The sequence below is a fragment of the Cysteiniphilum sp. GTC20157 genome (genome assembly GCF_055396795.1).
Map to the genome: position 1 here is coordinate 1,695,693 of NZ_AP044698.1, position 15,158 is coordinate 1,710,850.

Genomic DNA, 15,158 nt, shown 5'->3' on the forward strand with positions numbered 1-15,158 from the left:
ACTAAAAAACAAAGGATATCACTATGCGCTTAGCTCACATTATGATTCGTGTTAATAATCTCGAGGAATCCATTCATTTTTATCAAAATATTTTTGGCATGAATTTACTTAAAAAGATGGATAACGAGGCTTATCGCTATACATTAGCTTTCATGGGGTATGGCAATGACACCAATGCCGTTACCGCCATTGAACTTACTTATAATTGGGATACTGATAGTTACGATCACGGTAATGCTTTTGGACATCTGTGCATTGAGGTCGATGATGTTTATCAAAGCTGTGAAGCAATTAAACAACAAGGTGGAATAGTCACGCGAGAAGCAGGTCCCGTCAAAGGTGGCACCAGTGTCATCGCCTTTGTCAAAGACCCTAATGGTTATCAGATTGAACTGATTAACAAGAAAATCCGCTAAGCTCTACCATTTAGTTCCAACCCACTTTGATTGTGTAAGCGTTCGCTGAGCGTAAGTCGAAGCCTCTATAAAGTGTGATTTTCCAAGCTCACCCACTTCGACTGATGCTCAGTGCGTCGCTTCGACTTACGCTCAGGGTACGGTCAGCACTTGTGGGTGAATATTTAGTCTTAGTTATTTATCATAAAAGCAATGCTTTTAACTCCTCAAGCTTTTTAATGGCTTGTACTTGAATGCCAATCTCCTTTTTGGGCATATTGCCTTGCGGCACAATCGCTTGCTTAAAACCATGCTTTTGCGCTTCACTTAGACGTTCCTGCCCATAGGGGATAGCACGAATCTCACCTGATAGCCCTACTTCACCTAAGATAATCCAGTCTTTCGGAATGGAGCGGTTATATAAGCTTGAGAGAATCACCGCGATAATCGCCAAATCAATACTCGTCTCATTAACCTTAATACCACCAACGATATTGATAAACACATCATGATCATTCAGTTGCACACTTAAATGGCGCTGCATAATTGCCAATAGCATCGCTAAGCGATTAGGGTCAAGTCCCAAAGCTAAACGCTTAGGCTGGGCATAGCCATTTTCACTAACCAATGCCTGAACTTCAACGAGTATTGGGCGTGTGCCCTCCCATATCGCAATAATCACACTGCCTGAAATATCATCTTCCGCACGATTAAGAAAGATTGCTGATGGATTTTTAACCTCACGCATGCCCTTATCGGTCATCGCAAAAACACCGAGTTCATTTACCGCACCAAAGCGATTTTTCATCGCCCTGACCATACGATAACGCCCATCGGTTTGCCCTTCGATAAAGATCACACTGTCAACGATATGTTCAAGCACCCTAGGACCCGCAACTTCACCGGATTTGGTCACATGTCCCACCAAGAAAATGGCACAATTTAAGCGTTTGGCCGTTTGCGTTAACAAGCTGGCTGATTCCCGCACTTGGGCAACACCTCCAGCAGCTGATTGTAAGACCTCAATCTGCATCGTTTGAATCGAGTCAACAACGACTAATTGCGGTCGATGTGTCTCAATATACTGACAAATTGCTTCAACATTAGTTTCACTCATCAACAACAATTTATCATTGGGCAACTGCATACGTTGCGCGCGCAGTGCCACTTGCTCTAGTGATTCTTCCCCTGTGATATATAATGCATTATGTGTTTGAGACAATACCGTCATAATCTGCAATAAAATCGATGATTTACCAATACCTGGATCACCACCGATTAAGGTTACTGATCCTGGTACAATACCACCACCCATCACCCGATCAAATTCATCAAATGGACTATGAATGCGCGGATAATCTGCTAGCGCCACCTCATTGAGCTTTTGCACTTTCGCTTCAGTGGCAGCATATCCTACTTTACCTATCGTTGATTTAACGGCACGTATTTGAGTCTCAACGAGCGTATTCCACTCTAAGCAATCAGGGCATTGCCCTTGCCACTTTGGTGATATTGCACCGCAAGATTGGCAGACATAGCTTGATTTTGGTTTTGCCATACTTATCTACTCATCATGCTTTATCATGCCAACCAAATAATTCTCAAGTATTTGATTGACTTCAAAACCGTCATCTCCTAATAACTGAAAGCCATATTTTTTGTCATTTTGATAGTCATCTGCCGAGATCCAAATCACTTTTGATTGACAAGTTAACTCTTGTTTTAATTCAGGCAGACGCACCACCAGCTCGGTCTCTTGCCCAAAATTAAGCGCATTATTATGATAAACAGTTAAAGCGCCTTGCTTAACAAAGGGTAAGTAACTTTCTAATGCTGCTTGCTTTGATTCTAGGGTAATTTCAACTACTGCCATATTATACTTCCATATCGAGGTTTAATTGCTTACTTTGCTTTTCTTGCTTCTTACGCGCCCGCCTTTTTCTTAGCCTTACCACTAAAAAGCTCACCGTGAATATAACCAAGAATAAAACGATAATTGAAATATGCCAATACTCTTTAACTAAATGTGTGAGTGAGAGTTTGTGCAAGATAATCTCAAGTGCATTACCAAAGTAATACCCTGCTAATAAAAACACCAACACCCAGACAATGGCACCAATGGTATCAAAAATCATAAACTTAACATTACTAATCTTGCTCATGCCTAAAGCAAAGGGGATAATCGTTCTTAAGCCATAAGCAAAGCGAAAACCCAGAATCAACCAGAAGTTATATTTATCGATCATCAAACTAATGCGATCAATCTTCGGTTGCCAATTGGGTTTACGCTTTAAAATCTTAGGACCAACATAGCGCCCCAAGTAAAATAAAAAGCAATCATGAATCAAACAACCAATAATTGATAGAATAATAATCCAACCTAAATCAAGCATGCCCGCCGCAGCAGCTACGCCACCTAGTATTAAAAAGGTTTCACCTTCGATAATTGCCGCACCAAACATAAGCCAATAGCCCCATTGTTGAATTAGTGCAATATGTTCTGGTGACATGCATACCTCATTAATTTTTTACCATTTGTGTTACGCCATAGCCAATGGCACCACATCTTATCTCATCAACAGCAGATATTGCAAAATGTAAATTGGCTATTACCCAATTTTAAAGTTTAAATATAACCACTCAATCAACAATTGAGTTTGCGACAGAACTTAAATACTTTGCTTGTACTATTTCAATTTTTTTATTCAAAAATAATGCGTGGACTTTTTCCAAGAAAGCGACCAACTTTGATTAATGTTTCTAATGTGAAACCAGATTCACCTTTTAAAATTCTTTGCGTTTGTGATGTACTTGTGTCTAATCCCTTTTTGACATCATTAAAAGTTAAGTGATTGCTTTCGATATAATTATTTAGCTCATTAGCAATTGACTGCTTCAATAATAAATATTCGTCTATGCGTTTGTCTGCTTCTTTATTTATGCTATTGATTTGCTTTGCTGTTAATCTCTCTTGCATTATTTGGTCTATGCTTCTCATAAATCAACCTCACCTTTTTTAATCTTTTTAGCTTGTTTATCTGCTTTCTTAATATTCTGCTTTTGACTTCCTTTATTACCACCAAGTAAACCAACATAAATTTGATTGTTGTGATGCATGTAATAAAGACGGTTGCCAAAACGTCTACAACGTAGCTCTTTTATTTTTTCTTTTGTACCTGTTAAGGATTTTGTAAAAGGCTGTTGCAATTCATAACCTAATTTTCTAAGCATACGAATCAAAATAAGCATTTCGTCTTGCTGATCTAGTGGCAAATTAAAAAGCCATTCCTCAGCGTCTTTTAGTAAAATTAATTCGTACACGTTAATCTTATCTTCTGATTATATTTCCACAAAATACCCTAAAATGGGCATATCGTCAAGTTGCAAATGTTTTTAGGCGGATGAGTTTGCAACAGAACCTAAAAGCCACCGATAAATGAGTAAATAAGAAATAGCGCAAAAATCGTTAAAACCACTGAGAATACTATTTCAAGCTTTGCCATGTGTTTAACAAAAACATTTCTAACGCGCTGTGAACCCATGACATAAGCAACAAAACTAAACCAAGCCCACGTACTTAAAAACATCACAACCAATATGCTTAAGTGATACCAAAGTGCTGAAGATTTCAAAACAAACAGTGGCAATAAACTGACAAAGAATACAATCACTTTAGGGTTAGATAAATTGCACAAAAAACCGGTTAGCCATAGGTGATGTTTTGATATTTTAACCATCTCACCTGTATTTGCATCTAATGAATGCTTACCTTTAGATGCTTTGAAACAATTATAAGCAATATACAATAAATAACACCCTCCAAACAAGGCAATCCAATGTACAATAATCAAGAAGTTATCACTCAGATAATCCAATAATAGCACCACAAGGGTGGCATAAAATAGCACCCCTGTCGCAATACCCAATGCGACAAGGACCGCAGGGTTTCGTCCATAACGAATCGATGATCTAAGCACCATAAAAAAATCAGGCCCTGGCAACATCAATCCTAACAATTGCAATAATAGTAAACTTAATAAAGCAGCAACTAACATTATAATAACTCATTATGATAGAGAATAGAGCTAAAATTCTATCACATGGGCTTTAAAAGCGAATCAAAGAATTTATTTTTCATCAGTTTAAATTGAATCACTGAAACTTACGCAAAGTGATTTACGAGCAATAGAAAATATTGTTACTATATTTTTTCTGATGCATTACTGCACTTAAAGAGTGGAAACAATAATATGATTGAGATTCAGAACCTCAAAAAAGAGTATCTATCAAAGCATACTCGCCATATTGCCCTAAAGGATATCAACCTTTCGATTAAAGATGGTGAGATTTTTGGCATTATCGGCAAAAGTGGCGCCGGCAAAAGTACGCTTATTCGCTGCATTAACCTGTTGGAACAGCCAACGGAAGGTCATATTTTTATTAATGATGAAGATATTACCAAGCTTTCACAAGACAAGCTAAGAAAGGCGCGCCAGAAAATCGGCATGATTTTCCAGCATTTTAACTTACTATCATCGCGTACGGTATTTGATAACATTGCTTTCCCGCTGGAGTTACAACATGCCAGCAAAGCCAAAATCCAAACTAAAGTCAATGAGCTATTGAACCTCGTTGGATTGGAGCAAAAAGCACAAGCCTATCCTGATGAATTAAGTGGCGGACAAAAGCAGCGTGTCGCTATCGCACGTGCCTTAGCTTGCAACCCTGTGGCTTTGCTGTGTGATGAGGCAACCTCTGCTCTTGATCCTGAAACCACTGATCAGATATTGCAGCTCTTAAAAGAGCTTAATCACAAACTGAATCTGACGATTATTTTGATCACCCATGAGATGGATGTGATTCGCAAAATATGTGATCAGGTGGCGATTATCGATGATGGATTGATTCAAGAAACAGGAACCGTCACTGAGCTATTTTTAAATCCAAAAACAGCCATTGCCAAAAGCTTTACTGAAAAAAGCATGCATTTAAACCTACCGGATGAAATAAAAGATAAATTGCATAAAGATCCATATGCAGCACCACATCTGACCCCTGTCATTAAAATGACTTTTTTGGGTGACAGCATTACCACTCCGGTTATTGCTGAGCTTAACAGCAAATTCAAAGTGGCTTGCAATATTATCCAAGCTAACATTGAACGCATTCAAGCACAATCAGTTGGGGTCACCATTTGTCATATGCTTGGCGAAAAAGAATACTGGGAAAAAGCATTAAGCTTTCTACATCAACAACAAATCAAAATTGAGGTGATCGGTTATGCTGCAATCGATGCTTTCTAATCTAGCGCTTGCCACATGGCAAACCATTTACATGGTATTTATCGCAACGGTTATTGCGGTTATTGGTGGTTTGATCTTAGGTGTACTACTCCACCTATCTCACAATCAAAAGAATCTTGGCATACGACTTTTTAATCAGGTCGTCGGCTTCATTGTCAATGTCACCCGATCTATTCCTTATATTATCTTGCTCATTTTACTTTATCCGCTAACCAAGATTCTCGTGGGCACAACCATCGGTACAACGGCGTCGATTGTCCCTCTTGCTATTGCTGCTTTACCTTTCTACGCACGTCTTGCGGAATCGGCAATCTCAGAAGTTGACAAGGGCTTGATTGAAGCTGCTAATGCCATGGGTGCCTCGAAATGGCAGATTATCTTTAAGGTATTGCTACCTGAAGCTAAAACGCTATTGGTTGACGCTGCGACCTTAACCACCATAGGACTTATTGGCTATTCAGCCATGGCAGGCATCGTTGGCGGTGGCGGTCTTGGTGATCTCACCTACTTCCAAGGCTATAATAACGGCAACTACTTCCTACTTTACGGTGGCGTTGTATTGTTAATCATCTTAGTACAACTATGCCAATCCTATGGTAAGTATTTAAGTGGCAGCAAAAAAATCACCAGCATTTGGGCATTAGTCGTTATTTTGGTGGCAGGATCCGCAGCGCAAGTAGCGTATAACACTTATCAAGCAAGTCAAAATACCAACATGATTACCGTCGGTTATACCCAATCGCCTGAACAACAAAAAATCATGCAAATGGCGCAGGAAGTTGCCAAAGATGAATACGGTCTTAATGTTAAACTTGTTTCCTTTGGTGATTATAATCTACCGAATCGCGCACTTAATAATGGCGACATTGATGCCAATGTTTTCCAACATATTCCATTTTTAGAAAACCAAATCAAAGAATTTGGCTACAAAATCATGGAAATTGGTAAGACATTTATTTATCCGATGGGGATTTTCTCAACTAAAGTTAAATCACTTAAAGAAACACCAATTGGTGCCAAAGTTGCCATTCCAAATGATCCCACCAATCGTGGGCGCGCTTTGATGATTTTGGCTGATGCTGGTTTAATAAAATTAAAATCAGGTGTCACTTGGAAGGCAACATTAAACGACATCGTTAATAATCCACTTAAATTACAAATCATTCCACTACAAGCAGATCAGATTCCTAACAATCTAGATAGCGTCACCCTTGCAGTGATTAATAATGACTTTTTACCTAAAGCACATCTGACCTTAAAACAAGCCTTGTTTGTTGAGCCAAAAGACTCTCCTTTTGCCAATATTATTGTTGTTCGCGATAATGACAAAAATAATCCATTATTACTAAAATTTGTCAAAGCGTATCAATCACCACAAGTAGCAAAGCTTGCTGAGAAATTATACCCTGATGATGCCGCAATTCCTGCATGGTAAAACTATAACCCGCAGCCATAATCCCAACTACAAGTCTTGGCAAACTCATCATAATAGTTTGTGCTTTTTTCTAGCATCTTTAAATACTCAACAAAGTTTTTATCAAACATCGGCTGCTCAATCTCATGCTCGAGATCAAGCGTGCGTTTGATATCGTCTGCTGACAAAGTGACAACATCTCTTTTAGTTAAATGGATGCATGGCTGACACTCGAGGGATCGATGATTTAATGGTATTTTAAAGGGTGTTTTAGCAATTAATCTATTACGCCTATCTTCATCGCAATCAGCTAATAGATAACGTACTTCTCGATCATCATAACGTTCAGATTCAAGAATGCCATCGGGCAAATCAGCTTGCGCTTTGCTCATCGTGCGACGATTTGCTAATAGCACAACGGCTTCAAGATCTTCATCATGCGTCTCAAGCCAGTTTAAAATTGCCATACCCTTTAGAAAGCCTGCGCACCAATGAAACTGTTGTGATGGAAATTGCTTGCGTGCTTTAACAAGCGCGCTAAAATCATGCTCAGGTTTCAAATGAACTGATTGAAAGCCTAGTGATTGAACCCATGACCTTGCGCTATCAACACGCGCTTGCCAGGCACTCGCCTGCCAACCGGTATCAACGGACAAGACAACGACATCTTCCAACCCAAGCTCATACGCATGCTGAATCAGTGCAATACTATCATCACCAAAGTTTGCAATAATACAATGCATCGTAAGTCACATACCAATTTGTTGCTTAAGTTTGTCCAGTAACTGTTTTGCCTCAATACGCGCTTTGTTAGCACCATGCGCTAAATGCTCATCAATAATATGCTTATTCGCTAAAAAATAGTCATACTTCTCGCGCATTGGCGTCAATACTTCATCCATCTTCTCAAATAATGTTTGTTTGGCCTCACCCCAACCAATACCTTGTTTATAACGTTCTGCTAATGCTAGCACTTCAGATTCATTGGCAAAATGCTTATACAATGCAAACACCGTACACGCTGTTGTGTCTTTTGGCTCTTCAGGCAATTGTGAATTGGTCACGATCTTCATCACTTGTTTTCTTAACTGCTTGCTTGGTGCAAATAACTGAATCGTATTGTTATAACTTTTGGACATCTTGCGCCCATCCAAACCTGGAATGGTTTGCGTTTCTTGATCAACCATTGCTTGCGGTGCCTTAAGCAAATTGCACTTATAGATATGGTTTAAACGATTAGCAATATCACGCGCGATTTCAATATGCTGAATCTGGTCTTTACCAACAGGCACCAAATCCGCATTAAACATAATAATATCCGCTGCCATCAACATTGGGTAATTGAAAAGCCCCATGGTAATCCCTGCTTCTTCATCTGTTTCACCTTCAGCAATATTGGTATCTACTGCTGCCTTATAGGCATGCGCACGATTTAAAAGCCCCTTGGCAGTCACTGACGTGAGAATCCAATTAAGCTCCATAATCTCAGGAATATCTGACTGCCGATAAAACATGACTTGCTCCGGATCAAGCCCCAAAGCTAACCAAGTGGCTGCAATTTCATAGATATATTGCTGTCTTAATTTACTATCCCATAATTTAATGAGCGAGTGATAATCGGCAATAAAAAAGTAGGCATTAAACTGAGGATTTTTTGCCATCTCAAGGGCAGGTTTAATCGCACCAATATAATTACCAATATGCGGCGTACCTGATGGCGTAATACCTGTTAGAACGATCTTTTTTGATTGATTATTTGCTTTATTCATATTTTCTATAACTAAATACTAAAATGAGGCACTAGTGTAACAGAAAACCACCCTCAAACTAAATAAACACTGGTAAATTCGCATGACTGTAGTATAAAATGATGCGTTATGTGTAAGCATCAAGGTAATAAACCACACCATGAGTTGGCTAACGAAAATTATTCCACAATTAGGCTCAGATTCACAAAAGAAAGAGTTGCCTGAAGGCGTATGGCACAAGTGCCCTTCTTGTAATGCCGTTTTATATTTACCCGATTTGGTTGAAAACATGCTCGTTTGCTCTAACTGCGAACATCATATGCGTCTAAATGCACGTCAACGTGCCAGCTATTTTTTTGATAAAGATACTGCCGTTGAGTATTTCAATGAGGTTAAACCCAAAGATGTTTTAAAATTCAAAGACACTAAATCCTATAAAGATCGCTTATCTGCAGCACAAAAGAAAACCAAAGAGAATGATGCCCTTTTAGTGTTTGAAGGTTTAGTTCAAGGTAAAGCTGCTGTTGCTGCTATTTTTGATTTTAGCTTCTTAGGCGGTTCGATGGGTTCCGTTGTTGGTGAGAAATTTGTACGTGCTGTTGATCTTGCCATTGAAAAGAAACAACCACTTATTTGCTTTACTGCCAGCGGTGGTGCGCGCATGCAAGAGTCACTTTTTTCATTAATGCAAATGGCAAAAACAAGTGCAGCCCTTGCCAAATTAGCCGCACATAAGCTGCCATATATCGTCGTATTAACTGATCCAACCACTGGTGGCGTTTCTGCCTCTTTGGCAATGCTTGGTGATATCCATATTGCTGAGCCTAATGCACTCATTGGTTTTGCCGGTCCCCGAGTCATCGAGCAAACCGTGCGTGAGAAACTGCCTGAAGGCTTCCAACGCAGTGAATTCTTGCTTGAAAAAGGCATGGTTGATCGCATTGTTCACCGTCATCACTTACCACAAGATATTGCTCAACTGTTGGATAAATTGCTGCCAACGCAGCATACACATGCAGGTTAAGCGTGCGCAACTGGGTTTTAGGTGCTCAATTTTATCATCGCATTGAACAAACTATTGATCAAATTACTTCTTTGGATTTTCCGCAAGCAACACTCAATGATTTAAGGCTTTTTTTTAAACACTTAAATATCAGCTATGTGCCACATATTATGACCATAACAGGCACCAATGGCAAAGGCTCAACCGTTGCCATTTTGTCACATATTTTGCAGCATAACGCTGTTGATCATATGTGTCATACCTCACCACATATTCGTTTTTTTAACGAGCGCATCAGTTACAACCAACAACCCATTAATGATCACGACCTACTGGATTACTTACAACAAATTTATGCACTATGTTTAAAACTTGAAATCAAACTGCATTATCACTTTATTAGCTTTGTCAGCACATGGATTTATATTCAAGCTCGAAAACCACAATGGGTAATTCTTGAGGTTGGTGTTGGCGGCAGATTGGATCCTGCCAATCTATTTGATGCAGATATTGCCATCATTACCACTGTTGCATTAGATCATTGTGAAATGCTTGGTAACACAATAGAAGAAATCGCACTTGAAAAAGTACATATTGCCAGAGCACATAAACCAATCATTCTTGGTAACAATCTTCCTAAAAATGCCTTGGGCTACTTAACTCAAATAAATGCTAAAGTTATCTACGCTGAGCATAACTCGAATATAAATAATGCTTTTATTCATCCTAATAGCATTAACTGTGCATTAACTGCCATTGAGCACTTAGACAGCAAGCTCTTACTACCTAATGACTTAGCGGCTTATCGCATTGCTGGGCGCTTTCAGACAATCCAATATAAACCACTAATCATTGCCGATGTTGCGCATAACCCACAGGCTGTAGAACACTTTTTCAATCAGATTAAATCCTTATTAACACAAACACCTAAAACACGCGTGCTTGCTATTTTTAGCGCCAATCAACATAAAGATATAGTAAACATCCTACAATGCGGACATGATCTGATCGATCACTGGCTTATTCCTGATTTAAACACAATTGATCCGCGCTTTACGCCATTAACTAATGGCTATAAAAAGACACTCTTTCCAAGTAATAGTATGTTCTTTGATAACGCTTTTGCTGCATTTGATTACATCACAGCAAATGCGCATACTGATGATCTTGTTATTGTTTTTGGGTCTTTTGTATTAATTGGTGAGCTCAACAAATACCATGACAAAATCATCTCCTTTAAATAAGTGGGGCATGAGTAATTAACGCTTCTTCTAAAGCTAAAACTCGTCTTGTTGCGCTAAATTTATCTCCAAACCTTCGTACGCCGTCTTCACGCATAGCCTGTGCATGATTTTTCAAATAGTCATTTAAATGTTCTAGCGTTTCAAGTTTATAACAGGCAACGAATACCTTGTTATTATCTTCACACTCAAGTTGCTGATACAATTTTGCACTGATAAATCCTTTATATTTCAACATCTCGGCAGCATGATGCTTTAACCATTGAAAAAATACAGTATAAATTTCCTTACTAACATAAAGTGTTACTTCATATTTAATCACTCTGAATCCTTAAATCACCAACAAATGGTAGACAAATGGTAACACTTTCATCTTAATGTTTAAAATAACTCAGTGCGTTTATTGCAGCTTTTAAATAGCTGGCGCATAATGCCATACAATTAATATTGAGCCATTTAAACACTATGACGATAGAGCAAAGCAAAGCCAAACAGCATATTATTGAAAATGAACTTGAAATGCTTAAGCTTGGCAAACAAATTAGTCAAGGTTTAAACAAGGGCGATGTAATCTATCTTCATGGCGACTTAGGTGCGGGCAAGACGACTTTAACCAAAGGCATTTTACAAGGATTGGGTTTTACTGGAAGTGTCAAGAGCCCGACTTATACACTTGTTGAAACCTACCCCATTAACGGCATCACGCTCCAGCACTTTGACCTATATCGTTTGAGTGACCCTGAGGAGCTTGAGTGGATTGGCATTCGTGATTACTTCACTAATGACACGATATCACTGATCGAATGGCCGCAAAAAGGGGGAGATTTCTTGCCACGCCCAACAAAAGAAATTTACATTCAATATGCCAATACTGGACGCGCTATCACCATTTCAGGTTAATATTCTACATTGCAGGGGACGCTATTTTATAACATCCGCTAACGTATGTTGATTTAACTCATTAAAGAATGCTTGAAGCGCATTACCTAAAACGCCCTTTAACTTACAGTCAGGTAATAAAACACAGTTTTTAAGTGACTGATTAAAACACTCCGCCATATAAAAATTTGGTTCCAATTTAGCGATTAATTCACCAATATTAATCTCTTTAGGTGCCTGAGCTAAGGCAATGCCTCCACCTTTACCTTTTGATGAGTTGATAACACCCAGTTTTGCTAGATTATGTACGATCTTAACCATATGGTTTTGTGAGATCTGGTAAAATTCAGCGACTTCTTTTGCTGTACATAGCCGTTGTTGGTGCATAGCTAAGTAAACCAAAGTGCGTAATGAATAATCCGTAAAGCTCGTTAATTGCATATTATTGATCTTTCTCAACTTTTATTAAACTTTTGCTAATATGCTTTTGACATGCATATTTGTAAATATGTATATTTATCACATATTTAACTTCACATGTCAAAAAAGGAGCATATATGCTATCTCAACAAACTATTAACATCGTTAAATCAACCGCGCCAATCTTAGCTGAGAAAGGTCTTGAAATCACTCAAACCATGTATAAAAACCTCTTTGCCAATGAACCTAAGATCAAAATGCTCTTTAATCAATCACATCAACGCTCAGGTGCACAACCTAAAGCTTTAGCTAATGCGGTTTATGCCTATGCACAGAATATCGACAATCTTACTGTCTTGTCACAAGCCGTTGATATAATGGTTACCAAGCATGTTGCCAACCATGTTAAGCCAGAACACTACCCAATCATTGCCAAATACCTTATTGCAGCGATCACTGAAGTTTTAAATCCGGGGGATGAAGTACTAAATGCATGGGCTGAAGCTTATGGCTTTTTAGCTGATTTATTGATACAAAAAGAAAGTGAATTATATGCCAAGCAAGCAAATCAAACAGGTACATGGCAAGGGTTCAAGTCTTTTATTATTGATCAAAAAGTTGCTGAAACTAGTGAGGTAACTTCTTTTTATCTTAAGCCTCAAGATGGCAAGCACCTATCTCCCGCCTTAGCTGGGCAATATATCACAGTAAAAATCAACCATCCGCTGCATGGTCAGATGATGCGTCAATACAGCTTATCTGCTGCCGATGAAAACGCTTATCGGATAACTGTTAAAAAAGAACAACGCAACGCCTCACATCCGGGGATTGTATCGAATTTCCTACATCAGCATATCAATGAACAGGATGAAATTGCCATCAGTGCACCAACGGGCAGTTTTCTACTAAAGCCACAAGAAACAGCTAAACCCATTGTGTTAATTTCAGCAGGTGTTGGCATTACGCCTATGCTTAATATGCTTAATTTTCTACATCAATCTGGTACAACACAGCCAGTGTACTTTATCCATGCAACTCAAAACAGTCAGTCGCAGATTTTAGCCCATGAAATTGACGACATTGCCAATAAAATGCCTAACTTAGCTGTTTTTTACTGCTATAGCTTACCGCAAAATGAGGACATACAACATATGCGAGTACATCGCCATGGCTATGTAACACAAGATTGGTTAGATGAGATATTACCAACCAAAGAGTGCGATTATTACTTCTGTGGACCACATGGCTTTATGCAACACACCTATCAGATTCTAAAAAACTGGAAAATAAAGCCTGAGCATATTAACTATGAATTTTTTGGTCCAGAAGAGGTCTTAGAAAACACCTAAAACAAAGCTTGTAATATATCATCTTGAAAGTGATATGCTTGTTTTTTCTGTGACTCCAATAAATTAGTGATCAATATTGAAAATATATACTGTTGACCATCCTGCGCTTTGATATAACCAGATAACGCTGAAGACGTTGTTCCTGAGCCTGTTTTAGCAAAAACCTTGCCTATTAAATCTTTATCACTGCGCCATTTTAAAGTGCCTGACTGACCATAGACTGGGAGTGACATTTTGAAAATATTAAAGCTTTTTTGCGACTGCATTTTATAAAGCATATCGACGATAAAATCAGCATTTAATAAGTCATTTTCTGACATGCCTGCGCCATCTTCCAATTGAATGTTATCCGTATTGAGTGCAAGCTGTTTATGCAAAATCTCAAGCATTGCATTTTTACCACTGACAATACTGCCTGCTTGAAAAACCTTATATCCCAATGTTCGTAACAGACTTTGCGCATAAAGATTATCAGAAAGCTCAAGCATATGTTTCAGCAAAGCAGACAAGTTAGGCGAGTTATGCAAACTGATCAGTTTAAGTTTAGCAGGCTTACCATTAATCTCTTTGATGCTACCTTTAAGGCTAATACCTAGTTCTTTAAGTTGCTGTTGCAATACTTCTTCAAATAATTTTTTAGGGTTAGCAATGGCAAATTTAAAGGTAAAATCCCCTTTTGGTAAACAACCCGCTAACATAAGCTTGTTTTGTTCAGTCATGCTTGCATCAAACTGGCATGTTTTTAGCATACTATCGCTAGCGGCTAACAGCTTATTGTCATAACTAATTCTCTCACCACCTAGTTCATGCACTTTGAAATGATTATCTTTTGCTTCAAGTTTTAAAACTACTTGATTTTCATTTAACGTATATGCCGAGCTTTGCGCACCAAAGCCAAATACACTGTCACTTTGACTTTGATTAATCGGATAATTGCGTCCTTGAAATTGTTGATTAATGAGATAAATATTTCCTGCTATGGATTTAATATTATGCTGCACAAGACCCTGAAGCAACATTTTCAATGCTTCAGATGTCAAACTTGGATCACCTGATAAATCAATATACAAATTTTCAATGGTTTTTTTATCTTTTTGACCTTTGCAATCATAATAAAGCTTCGTTTTATATTGATACTCTCGCCCCAACTTAAGCAATGTAGCTGCCGCTGTCAAAAGCTTGGTGTTACTGGCAGGCATCATGTTTTTTTGATTATTGAATGCTAACAACGTCTTACCATCTTTTGCATTAACCACTTTCACTGCAACCAGTGCACTTTCTAAATGGTTAGCGTTAATCGCTGCAGTTAGTGCTTTATCAAGTTGTGCATTAGCAAAACTTAAACTTATTACTGCAACTGATAAAATCGTTGTTAATATCACACGCATACGCATGCTCCTTATGCT

18 protein-coding genes are annotated in these 15,158 nt (G+C 38.4%); 7 read left to right on the forward strand and 11 right to left on the reverse strand.

Annotation, left to right across the window (positions count from 1 at the left end):
- The first annotated feature begins 23 nt into the window (after positions 1–23).
- Positions 24–416 carry a lactoylglutathione lyase gene (gloA, locus tag ACZ5V8_RS07630; RefSeq protein WP_464217318.1) on the forward strand — a complete coding sequence of 131 codons (393 nt, stop codon included), beginning with the start codon at positions 24–26 and terminating at the stop codon, positions 414–416.
- Positions 417–597: 181 nt separating this feature from the next.
- Here gloA and radA read toward each other — a convergent pair whose 3' ends face one another.
- From radA to ACZ5V8_RS07660, 6 genes are all read right to left on the reverse strand, one after another.
- Positions 598–1,953, reverse strand: coding sequence for a DNA repair protein RadA (radA, locus tag ACZ5V8_RS07635; protein ID WP_464217319.1), 1,356 nt, complete (start codon positions 1,951–1,953; stop codon positions 598–600).
- 6 nt (positions 1,954–1,959) lie between these two features.
- Entirely contained in the window at positions 1,960–2,268 is a 309-nt protein-coding gene (locus ACZ5V8_RS07640; protein WP_464217320.1) for a PilZ domain-containing protein, read from the reverse strand.
- A gap of 1 nt (position 2,269) precedes the next feature.
- The gene (locus tag ACZ5V8_RS07645; protein ID WP_440617420.1) at positions 2,270–2,905 is read right to left on the reverse strand and encodes a DedA family protein; all 636 of its coding nucleotides are present in this window, start codon (positions 2,903–2,905) and stop codon (positions 2,270–2,272) included.
- A 191-nt stretch (positions 2,906–3,096) separates the two neighbouring features.
- A complete protein-coding gene (locus ACZ5V8_RS07650; protein WP_440617422.1) occupies positions 3,097–3,393 on the reverse strand; it encodes a hypothetical protein in 297 nt (98 codons plus the stop codon).
- A complete protein-coding gene (locus ACZ5V8_RS07655; RefSeq protein ID WP_440617424.1) occupies positions 3,390–3,716 on the reverse strand; it encodes a type II toxin-antitoxin system RelE/ParE family toxin in 327 nt (108 codons plus the stop codon). Before ACZ5V8_RS07655 ends, ACZ5V8_RS07650 begins: the two co-directional genes overlap by 4 nt.
- Positions 3,717–3,814: 98 nt before the next feature.
- Positions 3,815–4,450, reverse strand: a complete 636-nt coding sequence (locus tag ACZ5V8_RS07660; RefSeq protein WP_440617426.1) for a LysE family translocator — start codon at positions 4,448–4,450, stop codon at positions 3,815–3,817.
- Between the two features lie 195 nt (positions 4,451–4,645).
- Between ACZ5V8_RS07660 and ACZ5V8_RS07665 the strand changes: the two genes are divergently transcribed.
- Complete coding sequence (locus tag ACZ5V8_RS07665; protein WP_440617427.1) at positions 4,646–5,698, forward strand: methionine ABC transporter ATP-binding protein; 1,053 nt, start codon at positions 4,646–4,648, stop codon at positions 5,696–5,698.
- The gene (locus ACZ5V8_RS07670; RefSeq protein WP_464217321.1) at positions 5,676–7,133 is read left to right on the forward strand and encodes a MetQ/NlpA family ABC transporter substrate-binding protein; all 1,458 of its coding nucleotides are present in this window, start codon (positions 5,676–5,678) and stop codon (positions 7,131–7,133) included. Before ACZ5V8_RS07665 ends, ACZ5V8_RS07670 begins: the two co-directional genes overlap by 23 nt.
- Positions 7,134–7,135: 2 nt before the next feature.
- On the opposite strand, the gene ACZ5V8_RS07675 is transcribed toward ACZ5V8_RS07670, so the two are convergent.
- Both ACZ5V8_RS07675 and ACZ5V8_RS07680 read right to left on the reverse strand, forming a co-directional pair.
- Entirely contained in the window at positions 7,136–7,855 is a 720-nt protein-coding gene (locus ACZ5V8_RS07675) for an adenine nucleotide alpha hydrolase family protein (RefSeq protein ID WP_464217322.1), read from the reverse strand.
- 6 nt (positions 7,856–7,861) lie between these two features.
- A complete protein-coding gene (locus ACZ5V8_RS07680; RefSeq protein WP_440617431.1) occupies positions 7,862–8,881 on the reverse strand; it encodes a tryptophan--tRNA ligase in 1,020 nt (339 codons plus the stop codon).
- A 139-nt stretch (positions 8,882–9,020) separates the two neighbouring features.
- Here ACZ5V8_RS07680 and accD point away from each other — a divergent pair, with 139 nt between their 5' ends.
- Positions 9,021–9,884, forward strand: coding sequence for an acetyl-CoA carboxylase, carboxyltransferase subunit beta (accD, locus tag ACZ5V8_RS07685; protein ID WP_440617432.1), 864 nt, complete (start codon positions 9,021–9,023; stop codon positions 9,882–9,884).
- A 2-nt stretch (positions 9,885–9,886) separates the two neighbouring features.
- Positions 9,887–11,107, forward strand: a complete 1,221-nt coding sequence (locus ACZ5V8_RS07690; RefSeq protein WP_464217323.1) for a bifunctional folylpolyglutamate synthase/dihydrofolate synthase — start codon at positions 9,887–9,889, stop codon at positions 11,105–11,107.
- Here ACZ5V8_RS07690 and ACZ5V8_RS07695 read toward each other — a convergent pair.
- Positions 11,100–11,426 (reverse strand): DUF4286 family protein, encoded by a 327-nt coding sequence (locus ACZ5V8_RS07695; protein WP_440617436.1) that lies wholly within the window; start codon positions 11,424–11,426, stop codon positions 11,100–11,102. The two genes, ACZ5V8_RS07690 and ACZ5V8_RS07695, sit on opposite strands and share 8 nt — an antisense overlap.
- Before the next feature lie 143 nt (positions 11,427–11,569).
- Here ACZ5V8_RS07695 and tsaE point away from each other — a divergent pair, with 143 nt between their 5' ends.
- The gene (gene tsaE, locus ACZ5V8_RS07700) at positions 11,570–12,004 is read left to right on the forward strand and encodes a tRNA (adenosine(37)-N6)-threonylcarbamoyltransferase complex ATPase subunit type 1 TsaE (RefSeq protein WP_464217324.1); all 435 of its coding nucleotides are present in this window, start codon (positions 11,570–11,572) and stop codon (positions 12,002–12,004) included.
- 21 nt (positions 12,005–12,025) lie between these two features.
- Here tsaE and ACZ5V8_RS07705 read toward each other — a convergent pair whose 3' ends face one another.
- Positions 12,026–12,424 (reverse strand): RrF2 family transcriptional regulator, encoded by a 399-nt coding sequence (locus ACZ5V8_RS07705; protein ID WP_464217325.1) that lies wholly within the window; start codon positions 12,422–12,424, stop codon positions 12,026–12,028.
- 116 nt (positions 12,425–12,540) lie between these two features.
- Here ACZ5V8_RS07705 and hmpA point away from each other — a divergent pair, with 116 nt between their 5' ends.
- Positions 12,541–13,752 (forward strand): NO-inducible flavohemoprotein, encoded by a 1,212-nt coding sequence (hmpA, locus tag ACZ5V8_RS07710; protein WP_464217326.1) that lies wholly within the window; start codon positions 12,541–12,543, stop codon positions 13,750–13,752.
- On the opposite strand, the gene dacB is transcribed toward hmpA, so the two are convergent.
- A complete protein-coding gene (gene dacB, locus ACZ5V8_RS07715; RefSeq protein WP_464217327.1) occupies positions 13,749–15,140 on the reverse strand; it encodes a D-alanyl-D-alanine carboxypeptidase/D-alanyl-D-alanine endopeptidase in 1,392 nt (463 codons plus the stop codon). The two genes, hmpA and dacB, sit on opposite strands and share 4 nt — an antisense overlap.
- Positions 15,141–15,158 lie beyond the last annotated feature (18 nt).